This window comes from Archaeoglobaceae archaeon (genome assembly GCA_038734275.1).
In the GTDB taxonomy this organism is placed as follows: domain Archaea; phylum Halobacteriota; class Archaeoglobi; order Archaeoglobales; family Archaeoglobaceae; genus WYZ-LMO2.
In genome coordinates this window covers 101,153-115,653 of sequence record JAVYOO010000002.1, presented here as the reverse complement: position 1 = coordinate 115,653, position 14,501 = coordinate 101,153, and the positions used below count along the sequence as shown (strand labels likewise).

Genomic DNA, 14,501 nt, shown 5'->3' with positions numbered 1-14,501 from the left:
CGAAACGGTTTATGGAGCATCTGTATTTCTAATACTTGTTGGGATAATAATTGCGGTTCGCAGAGCGAGGAGAATGCTATGATCCTCGAAGTTTTTGTAGCATACTTGGTTTTGATGGTAGCGATTGGTTTCTATGAGTATCGCAGAACAAAGAATTTGCCAGATTTCTACATCGCTGGCAAGAAACTTGGAGCTCTTGCGGTAAGCTTTTCATTCTTTGCCACATACTTCAGCACCGCTGCGTTTCTTGGCGGTGGTGGGACTGGCTTCCTGCTGGGCTTTCAGTGGTCTGCATTTCTGATCTTCTTCCATATCCTATTTGCGATCCTTGCATGGCTTATCATAGCACCACCAATGAAGAGGCTCGCGGATCAGCATGGAGTAATGACGATTCCTGAGCTTTTTGGAAAATCTTTTGGAAAGACTGCTCAGGTTATCTGTGCTCTCATAATACTCTTCTTCTTCGAATTCTACATGGTCTCGATCTATAAGGGAGCGGGAAATCTGCTACAGACGATGCTTTCAATAAGCTACGTCGACGCACTTATCATAACTGCGGTGATCGTTACTCTCTACACCGCGATCGGCGGTTTCAGGGCGGTTGTTACAACAGACATAATTCAAGGAGTCATAATGTTCTTTGGTGCCATTGTGCTCTTCATTTCTGTGCTTTATGTTTGCGGTGGCTTTGAAGCGCTGCAAAAACTTTCAGAAGTCAAGCCTGAGCTATTCGAATTTGGAAAGCTCGGTCCACCGCCAGTTGTGAATGCGGGAATGGTTGTGCCATTTGTGCTAAGCCTTACATTTGCAATAAGCATAGCCCAGCTTTCGAGCCCACAGCTTGTCGTTAGATTCATTGCTGCGAGGGATCAAAGGGTAATTGGCTATGGAATGATCCTGACTCCAATAATCATTGGCATATTTGCGATCTGCGTCTTCAGCATCGGTCCCTTTGGCTGGCTTTTAATTCCCAAAGATCAAATTCCGACGTTTTTGAAAGACGTTGACAGAGTTGTGCCATACATAGCAATGAAAATGCTCCCTGTTGGAGTTAACGCCTTGCTTCTAACCGCAATAATAGCTGCAGCAATGTCTACAATAAACTCGCTCGTGCATGTCTCCGCCACCGCTCTTGTCAGAGATCTGCTTCAGAATTTCAGGAAGATTTCTGACTCTACTGCTTTAAAGCTAACTAGGCTTTCTGTGGTTATATTTGCTTTAATTCCGGTTGCATTTGCAGTTAATCCTCCCGATATAATCGTCGGAATCGTTGGAGTTAGCTTCTCTGTGATTACTTCTGCATTCCTAATTCCGCTTCTTGCATTGCTTTACTCAAAGAGTGTAAATTCGAAGGCGGTTGTTGCTTCAATGATCGTTGCGGTTGCGGTTTGCATAGTCTGGCAGATCTACTTCTATCCGAAGTTCTTCACCTATCCAGTAGTTCCCGGGCTTATTGCTTCAGCGCTAACGTATTTAGCCTTCAATCTTAAAAAGAATAAGTAACTCTGTTTTTTTATCCTTTAAAAGCTCTACAAGTTCTCTGCTTAGCTCAAAAGCTGATTTATTTGCTGAGATCAGCAAAGTTCTTCCACAAACAAATTTGCTCTTTCTAATGACGATGTCCTTTGTATGAGTAAAACTAAGCCTTTGATCGCCGAAGCCAACCGCATGATCCTTAATTCCATAGTCCGGCAAAGAGATCTCAATTTCAACCTTTGTTCCCGCTCTTATAAGCTTTTTTGCCTCTTCCGGAATTTCAGAAATGCTTTTGCTTGCTCTAACACCAATAACGCAGTCCGCTCTCTTCGAGATCTCCTCGTCCTTTGTTATTTCAAAAGTGGTTTTATGTCTCGCAGTTATATTCGGATGCCCAAAAGCGATAATTTCAAAAATCATTAAAATAAAATAAAAATTTACTTTCTGTAAAGAGTAATCTCAATTGCGGAGACGTTTGCAGTCCCCTGCTCACTGCTAACCTGCTCGGTTGAGATCTTTATATCCTTTACATCGACATCGGGCAAGAAGCGCTTTCTGACGATCTCTGCCACATCGACTGCTCTGCTTATAGCCCTACCACGAGCTTTTATGGAAACTTCTGACGCACCGCTGTTGAACTGCGTCAATACTGCAAGCACATAATTCATAACCGGTTTGTTTCCAACAAACACCGAATTCTCTGCCATTCTTATCCCTCCTTTTCGTTTTTCCGCTACAAGTATGGAGAGTTATATTAATCTTTCGTTCTCAATCGACAAACTTATAACTTTCTGATCTTCTTTGAAATATGCTCGAAATTGAGCTCTTGGGTATGAAGCTAAAAAATCCGCTAATTCTAGCAAGTGGAGTTCTTGGAAGTTATGCTTCTTCTCTAAATGAGATTGCTGAGGATGCCGGAGCGGTTGTGACGAAATCCGTGAGCATTGAGGGCAGAGAAGGCTACAAGAATCCGACGGTCATAAACTGGAAGTGTGGTTTGCTAAACGCAGTTGGCTTAGCTTCCCCTCCAGCGGAAATCTTTGCGGAAGAACTTAAGAGTTTTAATAAAGCCTGTCCTTTAATTGTAAGCCTTTACGGAAAAAGTCCAGAGGATTTTTCAAAATTGGCTGATATTTTTGAAATTGCAGACGCTTTCGAGCTCAATTTGAGCTGTCCCCATGTTAAGGGAGCGGGAATAGAAATTGGAAAAGATATTGAGCTTTCTTGCGAAATCGTCAAGGCAATGAAAAAAGCGACGAAAAAACCTGTTATTGCAAAAATTTCTGTGATGCACGATTATGTTAAGCTCGCAAAAGAGCTTGAAAATGCCGGAGTGGATGCGATTGCTATTTCAAACACGATTCCGGGAATGAAGATAGACATAATCTCTAAAAAACCCGTTTTAAGCAATGTAACTGGAGGCGTTAGCGGACCCGCAATAAAGCCAATAGCGTTGAAGTCCGTATATGATCTTTACAAAGTTCTTGAAATCCCCATAATAGGCTGTGGCGGAATCACGAATTTTGAAGATGCTCTGGAATTCATAATGGCGGGTGCAAAGGCTGTTCAGATCGGCTCAGCGGTTTATTACAGCAAAAGAGTCTTCTATAGCATAAAAGAAAGCTTAATAGCATTTTTAAGAGCAAATGACTGCAAGATCTCCGATCTAATTGGTGTCGCACACAATTCAAGATAACCAACTACTTTAATTTTAATAAATCAAACCGATAAACTTTTATACAGAACATCGAACGATCGTTCGATGAAGGCTTTAGAGGGTTTGATCGTGGTTTTAGTGATGTGCATTCCATTTGTGGCAATAAAAAGCTTAGATCTGACCACTTATCTATATTGGAGCATAGTTTCAGCAGTTTACTTGGCATACATAGCATTTTCGAGGTGGTAATATGCTAATGGTTTACGCTCTGCTTAGCTATTTGATAATCGGCACGTTGATAGCGATTCTCGCAAAAAGGAAAGTATCGACAGACGAAGATTACTACATAGCTGGCAGAAATGTCAGCGGTATTGTATCTGCGTTAACCTATGCAGCAACAACCTATTCAGCATTCATGATGGTCGGTCTTGTCGGCTTAACTTATCTATCTGGAGTTGGGGCTCTTGGGTTTGAGTTATTCTACCTTGTGGGCACCCTTTTGCTTCTCTCATACTATGCTCCAAAGATCTGGAAATTGGGAAAAGAAAAAGGCTTAGTAACTCCAGGAGACCTTATTGCGAGCAAATATGGCGAGACTACTGCAAAAATCATGGCTGTTGTGGTTGCAATAGCTTTAATTCCATACACTTCAATTCAATTCGTTGGCATTTCTTTTTTGCTTGGTAATTCCATGAGCTTTGAAGCTGGAGTAATGCTTTCGGCAGTCATAATCGCTCTTTGGGCTCTTCTTGGAGGACTAAGGAGCGTTGCATGGACTGATGCGGTCTTTGGGCTTTTCATGCTTTCTATGGCGATTCTGGCGGTATTCTATGCTTCTTCCATGGTTCCAGCAAATTCCGATTTTTCAAAGCTTGGAGAACTTTTATACGTTCCAAATACCTTTTGGACTCCGATCACATTTGTTTCCTACACTCTTCCATGGTTCTTCTTTGCATTGACGAATCCACAGGTTTTTCAGAGAATCTTTATTCCTAAGGACGAAAAAAGCCTTAGAAGAATGGTTGTGCTTTTCGGTTTCTTCGGCTTAGTCTATACAATTCTCGTGACACTGCTCGGACTTCAACTTAGGTTGCTGACTGAATACGGAAGCTTTCCAAAAGTTGTAAACAGAGATCTTGTTACCCCTACCTTTCTAAACATGATCCCAGAGTGGCTTGCTGTTGCAATTGGCATGAGCATATTCGCAGCAGCGATCACAACCGCAAATTCCATTGTTCTCACACTTTCTTCGATGTTCTCGAGAGATTTGCTCAAGAATAGAAGCGTGTTGGCGGGGAGGCTGTTTGTTGTTGTAATAACCTCAGCAATTGCAATCTTTGCAGTCCACAAACCAGCTTACATCGTTGATTTGGCAGTTATGAGCTCTACGATCCTTCTTTGTCAGCTTCCACTTATTTTGGGAGTTTTCCATTTCGGAATTGGTGGTAGGCTCTCTGCAAGCCTTACTCTAATCGCTGGATTCTCCACAGCAATAGCCATGTTTTACACAAAAGCAACACTTGGAGTTCCGATTAGCATCTGGGTTCTCATTGTGTCCTTTGCTGTATTCTTTGTAACAGCGGTGTTTGAGAAAAGATTTAAAGCTTAAACTTAATTTTTTCTTATGACCAAAATAGAAAACATTTACTGTGCAAGATGTGGTTCAGAATTTGACTTAGATGTGAAAAGAACAACAAGCTATTCCGCTCCATTGCATATTCCTAATCTATACTGCCCTTTTTGCGGTAGCAGAAGGTTGATTAAAAAGAAGGGGATTTTTTCTAAGCCAGACCCTTAGCATGACTCAGAATGTGCTTCAAAGAAGCTTTGATTATTTCTAAACCAAGCAGAACCGCTTTTTTTGAGCCAGGCAGACAGAAAACAACTTTTCCGTTGATGATACCTGCTGTAGCTCTTGAAAGTATAGCGGAATAACCGACTTCCTTAAAGCTTTGCATCCTGAAGATCTCCCCAAAACCTTCGATTTTCTTATCGAAAAGATTTTCAAGAGCTTCAATCGTCAGATCTCTTGGATTAAGTCCCGTTCCGCCCGTGATTATGCATACGTCTGCAATCTTCAAAACATCAAAAACCGCTGACCTGATCTGCATTATATCATCAGAGACAAGAAGGTAATCCATTACTTTATCCCTAAAAGCATTAAAAATTTGCACTCCTGACTCATCGTCTTCTGGTATATTTGCCACTCCTCTTAGCGCACCATATCTGTTAAATCTCGAGGTTGAAACCGTTATTATTGCCACTTTATAATCCAAATCTCTTTCGTGCATCAGAACCACCTTTCCAATGTGAATTGTGCCGGCTTTATTTTGAGCTTTTCGAGAGCTTTTTCAACTCTCTCATTGCTAAAATCGTGCTCTTCGCAGAGCATTTCAATGACTTTTTCTTTATTGGGCTCCTTGAATTCTATTCTGTAATCGTCAGTAACTTTGGGATTGAGAAAGAAGTCTCTAATAGCTTCCAGATTTTCAATCTCAGCGTTTAGAGATTTTAAAGCTTTAAATACGTCTCTGTATGTTTTTATCAAATTGTAAGCTTTCTTGGCTCCAACCCCCCTGATCCCCTCATTATAGTCAGTCCCACAGAGGATTGCTATGTCCACGAGCTGTTCTCTCGTTATTCCAAGCTTTTTTAAATTCTCTTCAAGGGATATAATCTCAGGATTGACATCAACATAGATGTTCTTTCCCGGCAACTTCCTTTTCCCAGTTATTGCAAGATTTCTTGCCAACTTTGGACTTCCAAAGAGTAGTGAATCGTAATCCTGACTACCAACGAAATCGGCGTCCCCCTTTTTTACCATATGTGCGGCCTGAGCTTCACCCTCGCTTGGCGCCTGAATAAAGGGAATCCCCATATAGCTCAGAAGCTTCTTGGAACTTTCAACTATGAATTCGTCAACTCTTGCAGAAGCTTGAGCGTATTTCTTTGCATATTCTTCCCCACTCTGAACTGCCACAACCCACTTCTCCTCGGCTTCAGCTCTTCTTTTCTTTCTTTCTTCTATTTCAGCCTTTTTAAAATCGGGTGGTTCACCGTCAAATACGAAAATAGGTCTTATTCCGATTTCAACCATGTTTGTTACCCTGTAGAGAATTCCCGAAAGATGAGAAGTAATTCTGCCTTGTGAATCTTTAAGTGGGGTCCCATCAGGCTGTCTTATTGTTGAAATAAACTGGTAGAGAGTATTAAAAGCATCAATCGCTATCTTTCTACCAGAAAAATAACTGAGATCCACTTCTTCCTTCTCAAGTAGATCTCCGATCTCTGCACCCATGTTTTAAATTCTCATCATGATTTTAAATCTTTTTACGATCAATGTCATCTAAAACCGATTGATTTATCTTACTTAGAGGTAGTTAAAATTCATGTTCTTCGACCCCCATGTTCATAGCGAGGGGCTTGGACTTTCGGAACTGAAAAAAATGAAAGAGAGCGGGGTTTCGCATATTTGTAGTCTCTGTTTTTACCCAATAAAACCACTTTTTCCTCAAACGCTCATAGATGAGTTCAGACGGCTTGAAGAGTTCGAAAATTTTCGTTGCTCCTTGGTAGGTTTACAGATGTTCCATGCTGTGGGAATTCATCCGAGATGTATTCCCCCGGACTATATGACAGTGATCGAACACCTTGAAGCAAACGAATGGATGGCCTTTGGTGAGATAGGGCTTGAAACTGGAAACGAGGTTGAACAGGAAGTCCTAAAAAAACAGCTGAAGATAGCAATTGCAAAGGATATTCCGTGTGTAATCCACACACCAAGCAAAAATAAAGAAATCTTAACAGAGAAAACTTTAGAAATTTTAAAAAAGCTGAATTTTCCGGAAGAACTCGCTTTGATCGACCACATAAACTACGAAAATCTAGATATTGTTGCAAAAAGCGGTTTTTGGATCGGTCTTACAGTTCAATTTGGAAAGTTAACTCCTGAAGACGCTGTAAGGATTTTGCATGAGATTGAGACAGATAAATGTATAATCAACAGCGATGCAGGCTTTGGTCATAACTTGGTGACAACCGTAGCGGACACAGCGAAATTATTGGGGAAAGAAGCAAAAAAGGTTTGTTTTGAGAACGCTAAAGAATTTTTGGGTGTTTAGCATGCGACCAAGTCTCGACGAGTATTTTATGGAGATTGCAAAAGTGATTGCAAAACGCTCAACTTGCTTAAGGCAGAAAGTAGGAGCAGTGATTGTAAAGGATAAGCGAATACTCGCAACTGGATATAATGGTGCCCCCTCAAATTTACCTCACTGCGATGAAGTTGGATGCATGCGTGACAAGCTTGGTGTTCCGAGCGGAGAAAGACAAGAACTTTGCAGAGGAGTGCATGCGGAACAGAATGCGATATTACAGGCAGCGAAGTTTGGTATAAGCGTTGATAATGCAACTCTTTACTCAACCCATTGCCCGTGTATAACATGTGCAAAAATTATAATAAATGCCGGAATAAAGTGCGTCGTCTATGGTAAAGAATATGCAGATAAAAATGGACTCAGACTGCTCAAAGAAGCTGGAGTAGAAATAAGATATTTCCCACGTGAATAACTACTTGCCTTTCCTCTCTTTTGACTTTGGTCTTAGGCCTCTATATCCGCACTTTCTGCACGTCTCTGCCTTTATCGGATTCCTTGCATTGCACCTCATGCATATCTTTACATTAAAGAGCCTTGCTTCAGCTTCAGGGAATCTAGCCATGAATTGAGTGCTATGTTGAGTATATAAACCCTTCCAAAATCATAAAAACTTGTTGCGGAAAGCTTAAAAAATGAAAGCCTACAGGATCATAATACTGCCGCCGTGGCTCAGCTGGAAGAGCGGGTGACTCGTAATCACCAGGTCGCGGGTTCAAACCCCGCCGGCGGCTAATTTATAAAGGTTTAAAACCGAGCTTTTCCTGTTTAGAGTTACTATCATTCCCAGTTTCAACATTACAGCTTTTACCCACGAAATATAAAAATCTTTCGATGTTTTAAATTTTTTATAATTTCAAAGGTAAGATATCTTACAATTATTAAGCGATTTCAGCAGAGATCATAAGACGAATTCTTATCGATACTCTTCTGCAAGTTCATGCAACTCTATCAAAATCTATCAGAAGAAGATAATTCTGTAATGCAGCTCTCTGGCAGGATTGAATGTAAGATATCTTACCTATTGCAAAAAATTAGATGAAAGCTTTGGAATTGGAAAAGTTACTCCAGTTACTTTGGTCATATTAGTAATTAGATCTGAATTTATAAAAATTACCATTCAACTATGGTAATTCAAAATGGTGATTTCTCAATCTCATGAAGAGAAAAAACAGGGTAGAAAGGCAGAGAGTCCTTTGGTGGACACCAAAAGCCTTGAGGGAAAACTGCTATCTGCGATCGGTCTTAAAAACTGCAAAATTGAGAGAGAACCAGATCATAAGATTCCCCTTAGATTGGCTGCGCTGAAATACGAGAAGGACGAGATCATTGAGGGCTCCTTCGTGAGGTATATTCTGATCGAGTTAGACAGAGAGATCTGTAACATAAAAAGGATTTCGGCTGTGCAGGTCGTTCAAGAAGGAAAAGATCTCATGCTTAGGGTTTGGATAAATAAGCCCGATAACGTTTCCATGGATAGATATCAGATTTAAACCTCACCACTAGTTTTCCGATAGTCGCAGGTATAGTATGGTCTCCATTCTATTTCAAACTTGAGTTTGCTGACAGGATTTTGGATAACTTCAATATCTGAATAATTCTCTTTCTCCTCAGATTCAAAAGCACGCTTTACTATGTAGAGGTAATAGCTATCTCCATAGAACTTTGCTGCCTTATATTCGTTCTCCGAGAAAGTGATCTTTTCTGGCAATTCTTTGAAAGATTTAACCTCGATTCTCCTTTTTTCTTTGCTTTTTGGATCATAACTCTCTATGTCATATCCTCTGCCTTCAGCAGAAACGTCAATCGGTTCTCTTCCATTTTGTTTCTCGTATTTCATCACAAGCCTCATTCCTGCAAGTTCTACTTCTCTTTTCTTTCTCCAGAGTTCTGGATCAAAATGTTCAACAGTTCTTGCAACTTCCTCGAATACTTCCTTTTTATTAATTTTCTCAGCTACCTCCTCTAAGATCTCCCTTAACTTTTCAGCCCGAATAACGTAGAATGTGGCTACGGGTTCTGAAATTTTCTCATTTATTCTCAAAATCCTTTTGAATTCTTCTCTCTTTCTCTCTTCAAGCTCTTCTATTTTCTTTTTAGCGAATTCTTCGGATAAATGTCTCCGATGATACTCTATCTCTATATTCAATCCATCTATCAACCTGTTCATCCTTTCCTTTAGGAACAACCTCTGTTCTTCTTTGAGTTCTTCGATATAACTGCTATCTATAAAAGCTTCATTAAACCTACTAACTTTGTAAGAAATTTGTTTTAAAATCTCCTTTTCCACTTCAGGAGAAACTAATATCGGTTCGAGTGCTCTAAGGAAGCTGAAAGGCTTGGCATATCCATTGAAAACAACAACTGGAACCTCATAAAACGGTTCTTCGTAGAAGTCAAACAGCTTCAGAATTCTGACTTCTCCGTAACCTTCTTCGTCTCCCGCAAAAATTGCGAATCCCCGTTGACACATTCCTATGTAAAGGGCTTTCAGTATCGCTGGGTTATCAAGTTTCAATTCTTTTTCACTGATGAAGTTGGTCTCCTTCAAATCGAGAATCTTAGCTTTTGTTGGTTTAGCTTTATTCTCGAGCAGTATTTTTACTGGTTCAATAGCACCATTTTTTATCTCGAAAAACGTGAATTCATCAAGGAACTTTCCGTCTCCAAAGCCTGCTTCCTTAAAATGATAGAGGTATTTTCTGAGATCATCTTCGGTTATTATTTCAGCAATATTTTTCCCTTCAAGGATTTTTTCAGCTCTTACATGCCTCTTAGCTGCTTCAGCTTTTTCCAGAACCAATCTGATCTTCTGGATGAGATTCATTCCTGCATCAAACTTTCTGACTAAATCTTCTCCAGCTGCTTCGATTCTATCCTCCACGTATGCTCTCCAGATCTCGTTCTCAACGTCTTTCTCCGAAATTATCATTCCAATTATTTCGACACTTCCAATGTCGAACTCCTTTTCGATTGTTTCGACCTTCCTTATAACAACCTCCAAAACCCTTCTCTCGATTTTGAAAACGGGTAGCATGCTTAGAACGTAAATGTCCTTCTTTTGTCCGTATCTGTAAACTCTACCGACTCTCTGAATGTAAACCACAGGATTCCATGGAATTTCGTAATTTATTACCACGTTTCCAGCCTGTAAATTAAGACTCTCGCCAAGAGCATCGGTTCCGATGATTATTTTTGCATCGTTCCAGAATCTCGCAATTTCAAACTTCTTTTCCTCAGGGGTCATTCCACCATGAACAATCGAAATCTTGTCTTTTCCGTAAATTCTACCAAGAACCTCTTCAAGATGGAAGAGAGTTGCAAGGAATTGAGTGAAGAGAACGATTTTATCTCCTCTCTTCAGATGCTCATCGACCAATTTTATTAGCATCTCAGTTTTTCTGTCTTCTCCTTTTTCAATCAGCTTTCTACCTCTTTCGATGAGTTTTTCCAGTATTTCTTTTTCCTTCTCAACAAGCTCTTTATTTGCTGAAACGCTCTGGATTATTTTCATTCTAATCTCTTCAAGCTTTTTATCATCACCCTCTTCTTCAGCCTCGAGAAGTTCGCTCAGAATTTCTTCGGCATTCTCAAGCTGCTGAGCAAAACCCTCGAATAGTCTCCAATACCTGTTTTCAAGAACCTTGACTCCTGCCCAGATACTCGAAGAGACTGCTCTTCCAACGATTGTTGCCACAAGTCCAATGGATCTATCGTTTTCCTGATCAGCAAGTCTGTAGTAGTTTCTTATGTATTCTTCAACTTCCCTGTAAAACTCCTTTTCATCCTCATCGGGCTCTATCTCCACCGTGCTCGTAAAAGTTTTCTGTGGAAAGATTTTCCTACCCTCAAGATCAAGAACTTCCTTTTTTCTTCTTCTAAACGTGTATTTTTTGAGGAATTCTTCCCAATTTTGTTCATCTACATTCTGATTTATCAGGCTAAGCCTAAAAATGAACTGTTCTTCTTTACCGTCATGAGGAGTGGCTGTAAGAGCGAGCAAGTGTCTTGTTCTATCTCTCACGACCTGAATAAGTTGAGCCCGTCTATTCTTTATGGTTGCTCTGTGTAGTTCATCAGCGATTACGATGTCCCATTTGTAATCTGAAACTTTTCTCAGCCATTTCTCGCCTTTTAATGTATCCATTGAGGCTATAAGCCAATTTTCGCTGAGTGGATCCTTTCCTTCTCTGTCAACCTCTCTGAAAATTGGAAATTCTAAGCCGAATTTGTTTTTCAACTCTTCTTGCCACTGATACTGAACGTTTGGTGGAGTTAAAATGAGAACTCTCGTGTTTGGATTTCTTAGAATCATCTCTTTGATGAAAAGACCTGCAAGAATCGTTTTACCCAGTCCGGTTTCATATGCAATCAGAACTCTTACAGGAATACCGCTATCCGCCAGATCGAGTAAGTTAAGAAAATCTTCAAGCTGATAGGGAAGCAAATTTATCTTAGAGGAGGCAAGAACGCTAATTGGATCATAATGGTATTTTGTGAAGATGTAGTAGGAATCTGTCGCTACTCTGAAAAGGGAGAAGGACATAATTCTCACCTTTCTTTGATGCTTTCAAGCGAGTTAGAGCTAAAGATCCAGAAGGTCATTTTATCCCCCATTTCTCAAGACTTGAATCGAGAGATCTTAGATGTTCAAGAATCTCAGAAGCTTTAACCGCCTCTCTATCGTTCTGTCTTTCTGGATCTTCTCTGATCTTTGCAAGTGCTTTTAAAACACCTATTATCGCCCCTCTCGAGTAAGGAGACTCGCTTATCACTTTATCGAAGCCCTTCATGCCCTGAATCGTGTAAGCCCTTAAAGCTTTATGAACCCAGTCTATCAGGCTACTGCCAGTTATCGTATCGTAGCCAGCGATCTCTATGTCTGAATCTCCCCTGTAGTAGTCCTGAAGGATTACCGATTTTCTACCCCTCTCTTTTCCGACTTCTATTATTTTTCTCATTTCAAGATCTTCTTCATTCAGCCCAAGGCTCTTAATGAACTGATTTGCGGTATCGTAATCCATAGTATCCATCCCGTTTAGACGGGAGTAAACGTAGAAAGTTGTCACGGAATCTGCTTCCTCCCCAATTGTTTTTCTTGTAATGTATTTTGCCATCATCGTTTGCGCTATCTCAATCGCATTCTTTGCGGTTATCTTTCCAGAGTAGCTCTTTATCTCTGAATAGGACGTTAAAACCTCAAGCGCAACCCCCATAGATGCCACGAGAAGATCTGAACCCCTTATTCCGTATTTCTCAAGCTCTTCTGCCCTCTGGTAAATCTTTTGCTCGATATCTGGCAAGATTTCTTCTATTATCCCGACTTTATCCTCTTTTCTTTTTCTTGCGGAAATTATTAGGCTGTGATATATCGCCTTTTTCCCTCTCGCAATCGGGTTTTCCGTGCTCTCAGTATGAATCGGAAATGTAGCGGTTATTTTGAATCCCGCATTTCTTAAGGCTTCGAGAACAAAATACCATGCTTCAGGACTTTTGTGTGCAAAGAAAAGAACGAGGATTCCATCATCATCGAGCAGATCATGGATGTTTTGCATGGTTTTGATGAATAGATTGTTAAAGAAATCCTTATCTCTATCCCCGCCAACATCCAGCTCTTCTGTCGTCTCTATCTTTTCATTTTTGAAATATCTCGACTCCTTTTCGAACAGATCTCCCAAAATTCGCCTATGCCACACGTAAAAGAATTCGCTCACTTCCCCGTAGGGAATATCATCGTAATACGGTGGATCAGTTACTATTACCTTGAATTTTCTCTGAGGTTTCCATGACGCAGAGGATTCATTTATTATTTCAACCCTTCCGTTGGTTGATGACAGCTTTTCTATCGAATACTTCAGCGCATCGAGAACATCGTTTATCATTCCCACAAGAGTTCCTGAAGATTTTACAAATGGATTAACTTCTGCGTGATCCCACATCATCGCTATTCCCCTGTTTGTGAACGTATGGGAAATTACTTCATATGATGAATGCCAGTTCGTTCCCCTACTGTTGTAATCAATGTGCTTTGCAAGGATCGTGGATAGATAAACTCCAACCGCCTTTGCATACTCTTCGTCCTTTTCCGCTATTTCATCAACGATTTTCTTCGCTTTTTCCGCAAACTTTGCTACCAGAAGCAACTGCCTTGGATTGAATTGCTGATACCACTTTGGAATGTAATTTTTGTTTGAAAGCCTTCTATTATCGTTCGGTAGTTCAATATCTGGAATTAAACCCTGTCTGTATAGCCTGAACCAGTTGTTCTTAAGTTCCTTCTTTGCTTCCTCGAAACCCCTCAGATCTTCTTCATTTGGTAGATCGTATAGCTTTCCGCTTCTTTTTTCACCAAGAAGGACTACTGCAAGCATTCTCTCCTTTTCCTTTTCTCTTATCTCCTTAACAATAACTTCATTAGATATTGGAGCCTCACATTTCAGGCAAATACCATTTCCTTCCGAGGCATTTCCTTCGGGTGCTTCACCTTCTTTAATTTCCAGCTTTAAATCTTCTCCCTCAATTTTATAGCTTAGATAAAGCATCTTCTTACTTTTTCTTGCAAGCTCCCATTTTCCAACGAGCGGGGTCTCAAATCCGCAGCGCGGGCATTTCACGACCCAAGCCCATATGTATGAAGCAACATCTCTTCCATCGTGCTTTGGATAGAATCTGCCAAGCTCCTCTTTCAGCTCTCTAAAAATCTGCTCTGCATATTTCTTTACATCGTAATAAAGCCTCATACCATATTTTTTCGGATACTCAAGCGTTGCCTTCAGAATCAGATATGCCACAGGGTTGTAGTCCACCGCAACGACATCACATCCAAGTCTGAGCGCTTCGAAAGGTATAGATCCTCCTCCAGCAAAGGGATCGAGAACTACTGGAACTTCCCCCCATGTTTTTATTATTCCATTCCTCAAAAAATCCGCTGGGGGATCCTTTTTATGTGCTCTCTCTCCTTTCTCGATGTTCTTAGGAATTCCAAGGATCTGAAGCAGACTGTTCTTTAAATCATCTTTATAACTTTCGGGCATATTTTCCTTGGAAATTAAAGCTCCAAACACCGCAGTTCTTGCAGTAATTAGTGGCTTTCTTGCCCACCAGTAGTGGAGCTCGCTTGTTGGTGGTTTGGCGTTTCCAAGCTTTTCCTTCTTTGCCTCCTTGCTCACTTCTTCAACAGGTATGAACTCCTCGATCATCAGCCTCATAAAACC

At 40.5% G+C, this 14,501-nt stretch carries 15 protein-coding genes and 1 tRNA gene; 9 read left to right on the top strand and 7 right to left on the bottom strand.

What is annotated here, in order from left to right; all coding sequences use genetic code 11:
- Positions 1-78 precede the first annotated feature (78 nt).
- Positions 79-1,503 (top strand): sodium/solute symporter, encoded by a 1,425-nt coding sequence (locus tag QXI54_03205; GenBank protein ID MEM0302162.1) that lies wholly within the window; start codon positions 79-81, stop codon positions 1,501-1,503.
- Here QXI54_03205 and QXI54_03200 read toward each other — a convergent pair.
- Both QXI54_03200 and albA read right to left on the bottom strand, forming a co-directional pair.
- Positions 1,474-1,896: a DUF371 domain-containing protein gene (locus tag QXI54_03200; GenBank protein MEM0302161.1), complete on the bottom strand. Its 423-nt coding sequence runs from the start codon at positions 1,894-1,896 to the stop codon at positions 1,474-1,476. The two genes, QXI54_03205 and QXI54_03200, sit on opposite strands and share 30 nt — an antisense overlap.
- Positions 1,897-1,913: 17 nt before the next feature.
- The gene (gene albA, locus QXI54_03195; protein ID MEM0302160.1) at positions 1,914-2,183 is read right to left on the bottom strand and encodes a DNA-binding protein Alba; all 270 of its coding nucleotides are present in this window, start codon (positions 2,181-2,183) and stop codon (positions 1,914-1,916) included.
- A gap of 101 nt (positions 2,184-2,284) precedes the next feature.
- On the opposite strand from albA, the gene QXI54_03190 reads away from it, so the two are divergent.
- The 4 genes from QXI54_03190 to QXI54_03175 all read left to right on the top strand — a co-directional run bounded on the left by QXI54_03190 (position 2,285) and on the right by QXI54_03175 (position 4,931).
- Positions 2,285-3,172: a dihydroorotate dehydrogenase gene (locus QXI54_03190; GenBank protein MEM0302159.1), complete on the top strand. Its 888-nt coding sequence runs from the start codon at positions 2,285-2,287 to the stop codon at positions 3,170-3,172.
- A gap of 66 nt (positions 3,173-3,238) precedes the next feature.
- Positions 3,239-3,382: a hypothetical protein gene (locus QXI54_03185; protein MEM0302158.1), complete on the top strand. Its 144-nt coding sequence runs from the start codon at positions 3,239-3,241 to the stop codon at positions 3,380-3,382.
- 1 nt (position 3,383) lies between these two features.
- The gene (locus tag QXI54_03180; GenBank protein MEM0302157.1) at positions 3,384-4,742 is read left to right on the top strand and encodes a sodium:solute symporter family protein; all 1,359 of its coding nucleotides are present in this window, start codon (positions 3,384-3,386) and stop codon (positions 4,740-4,742) included.
- 15 nt (positions 4,743-4,757) lie between these two features.
- On the top strand, positions 4,758-4,931 hold the full coding sequence (locus QXI54_03175) for a hypothetical protein (GenBank protein ID MEM0302156.1): 174 nt from the start codon (positions 4,758-4,760) through the stop codon (positions 4,929-4,931).
- On the opposite strand, the gene QXI54_03170 is transcribed toward QXI54_03175, so the two are convergent.
- Both QXI54_03170 and fen read right to left on the bottom strand, forming a co-directional pair.
- Complete coding sequence (locus tag QXI54_03170; GenBank protein MEM0302155.1) at positions 4,915-5,424, bottom strand: MogA/MoaB family molybdenum cofactor biosynthesis protein; 510 nt, start codon at positions 5,422-5,424, stop codon at positions 4,915-4,917. The genes QXI54_03175 and QXI54_03170 overlap by 17 nt on opposite strands.
- Entirely contained in the window at positions 5,424-6,431 is a 1,008-nt protein-coding gene (gene fen, locus QXI54_03165; protein MEM0302154.1) for a flap endonuclease-1, read from the bottom strand. The genes QXI54_03170 and fen overlap by 1 nt, the downstream gene beginning before the upstream one ends.
- Before the next feature lie 91 nt (positions 6,432-6,522).
- Here fen and QXI54_03160 point away from each other — a divergent pair, with 91 nt between their 5' ends.
- Together QXI54_03160 and QXI54_03155 are read left to right on the top strand one after the other, a co-directional pair.
- On the top strand, positions 6,523-7,254 hold the full coding sequence (locus tag QXI54_03160; protein ID MEM0302153.1) for a TatD family hydrolase: 732 nt from the start codon (positions 6,523-6,525) through the stop codon (positions 7,252-7,254).
- A gap of 1 nt (position 7,255) precedes the next feature.
- Complete coding sequence (locus tag QXI54_03155; protein ID MEM0302152.1) at positions 7,256-7,702, top strand: cytidine/deoxycytidylate deaminase family protein; 447 nt, start codon at positions 7,256-7,258, stop codon at positions 7,700-7,702.
- Here the strand turns inward: QXI54_03155 and QXI54_03150 are convergent, their stop codons facing one another.
- Positions 7,703-7,852, bottom strand: coding sequence for a 50S ribosomal protein L40e (locus QXI54_03150; GenBank protein MEM0302151.1), 150 nt, complete (start codon positions 7,850-7,852; stop codon positions 7,703-7,705).
- Between the two features lie 96 nt (positions 7,853-7,948).
- Here QXI54_03150 and QXI54_03145 point away from each other — a divergent pair.
- A tRNA-Thr gene (locus QXI54_03145) sits at positions 7,949-8,021 on the top strand.
- A gap of 405 nt (positions 8,022-8,426) precedes the next feature.
- Positions 8,427-8,780, top strand: coding sequence for a hypothetical protein (locus QXI54_03140; protein ID MEM0302150.1), 354 nt, complete (start codon positions 8,427-8,429; stop codon positions 8,778-8,780).
- Here QXI54_03140 and QXI54_03135 read toward each other — a convergent pair.
- Together QXI54_03135 and QXI54_03130 are read right to left on the bottom strand one after the other, a co-directional pair.
- Positions 8,777-11,833, bottom strand: coding sequence for a helicase-related protein (locus QXI54_03135; GenBank protein ID MEM0302149.1), 3,057 nt, complete (start codon positions 11,831-11,833; stop codon positions 8,777-8,779). The genes QXI54_03140 and QXI54_03135 overlap by 4 nt on opposite strands.
- Positions 11,834-11,888: 55 nt before the next feature.
- Positions 11,889-14,495, bottom strand: coding sequence for a DUF1156 domain-containing protein (locus tag QXI54_03130; GenBank protein ID MEM0302148.1), 2,607 nt, complete (start codon positions 14,493-14,495; stop codon positions 11,889-11,891).
- Positions 14,496-14,501: the final 6 nt, after the last annotated feature.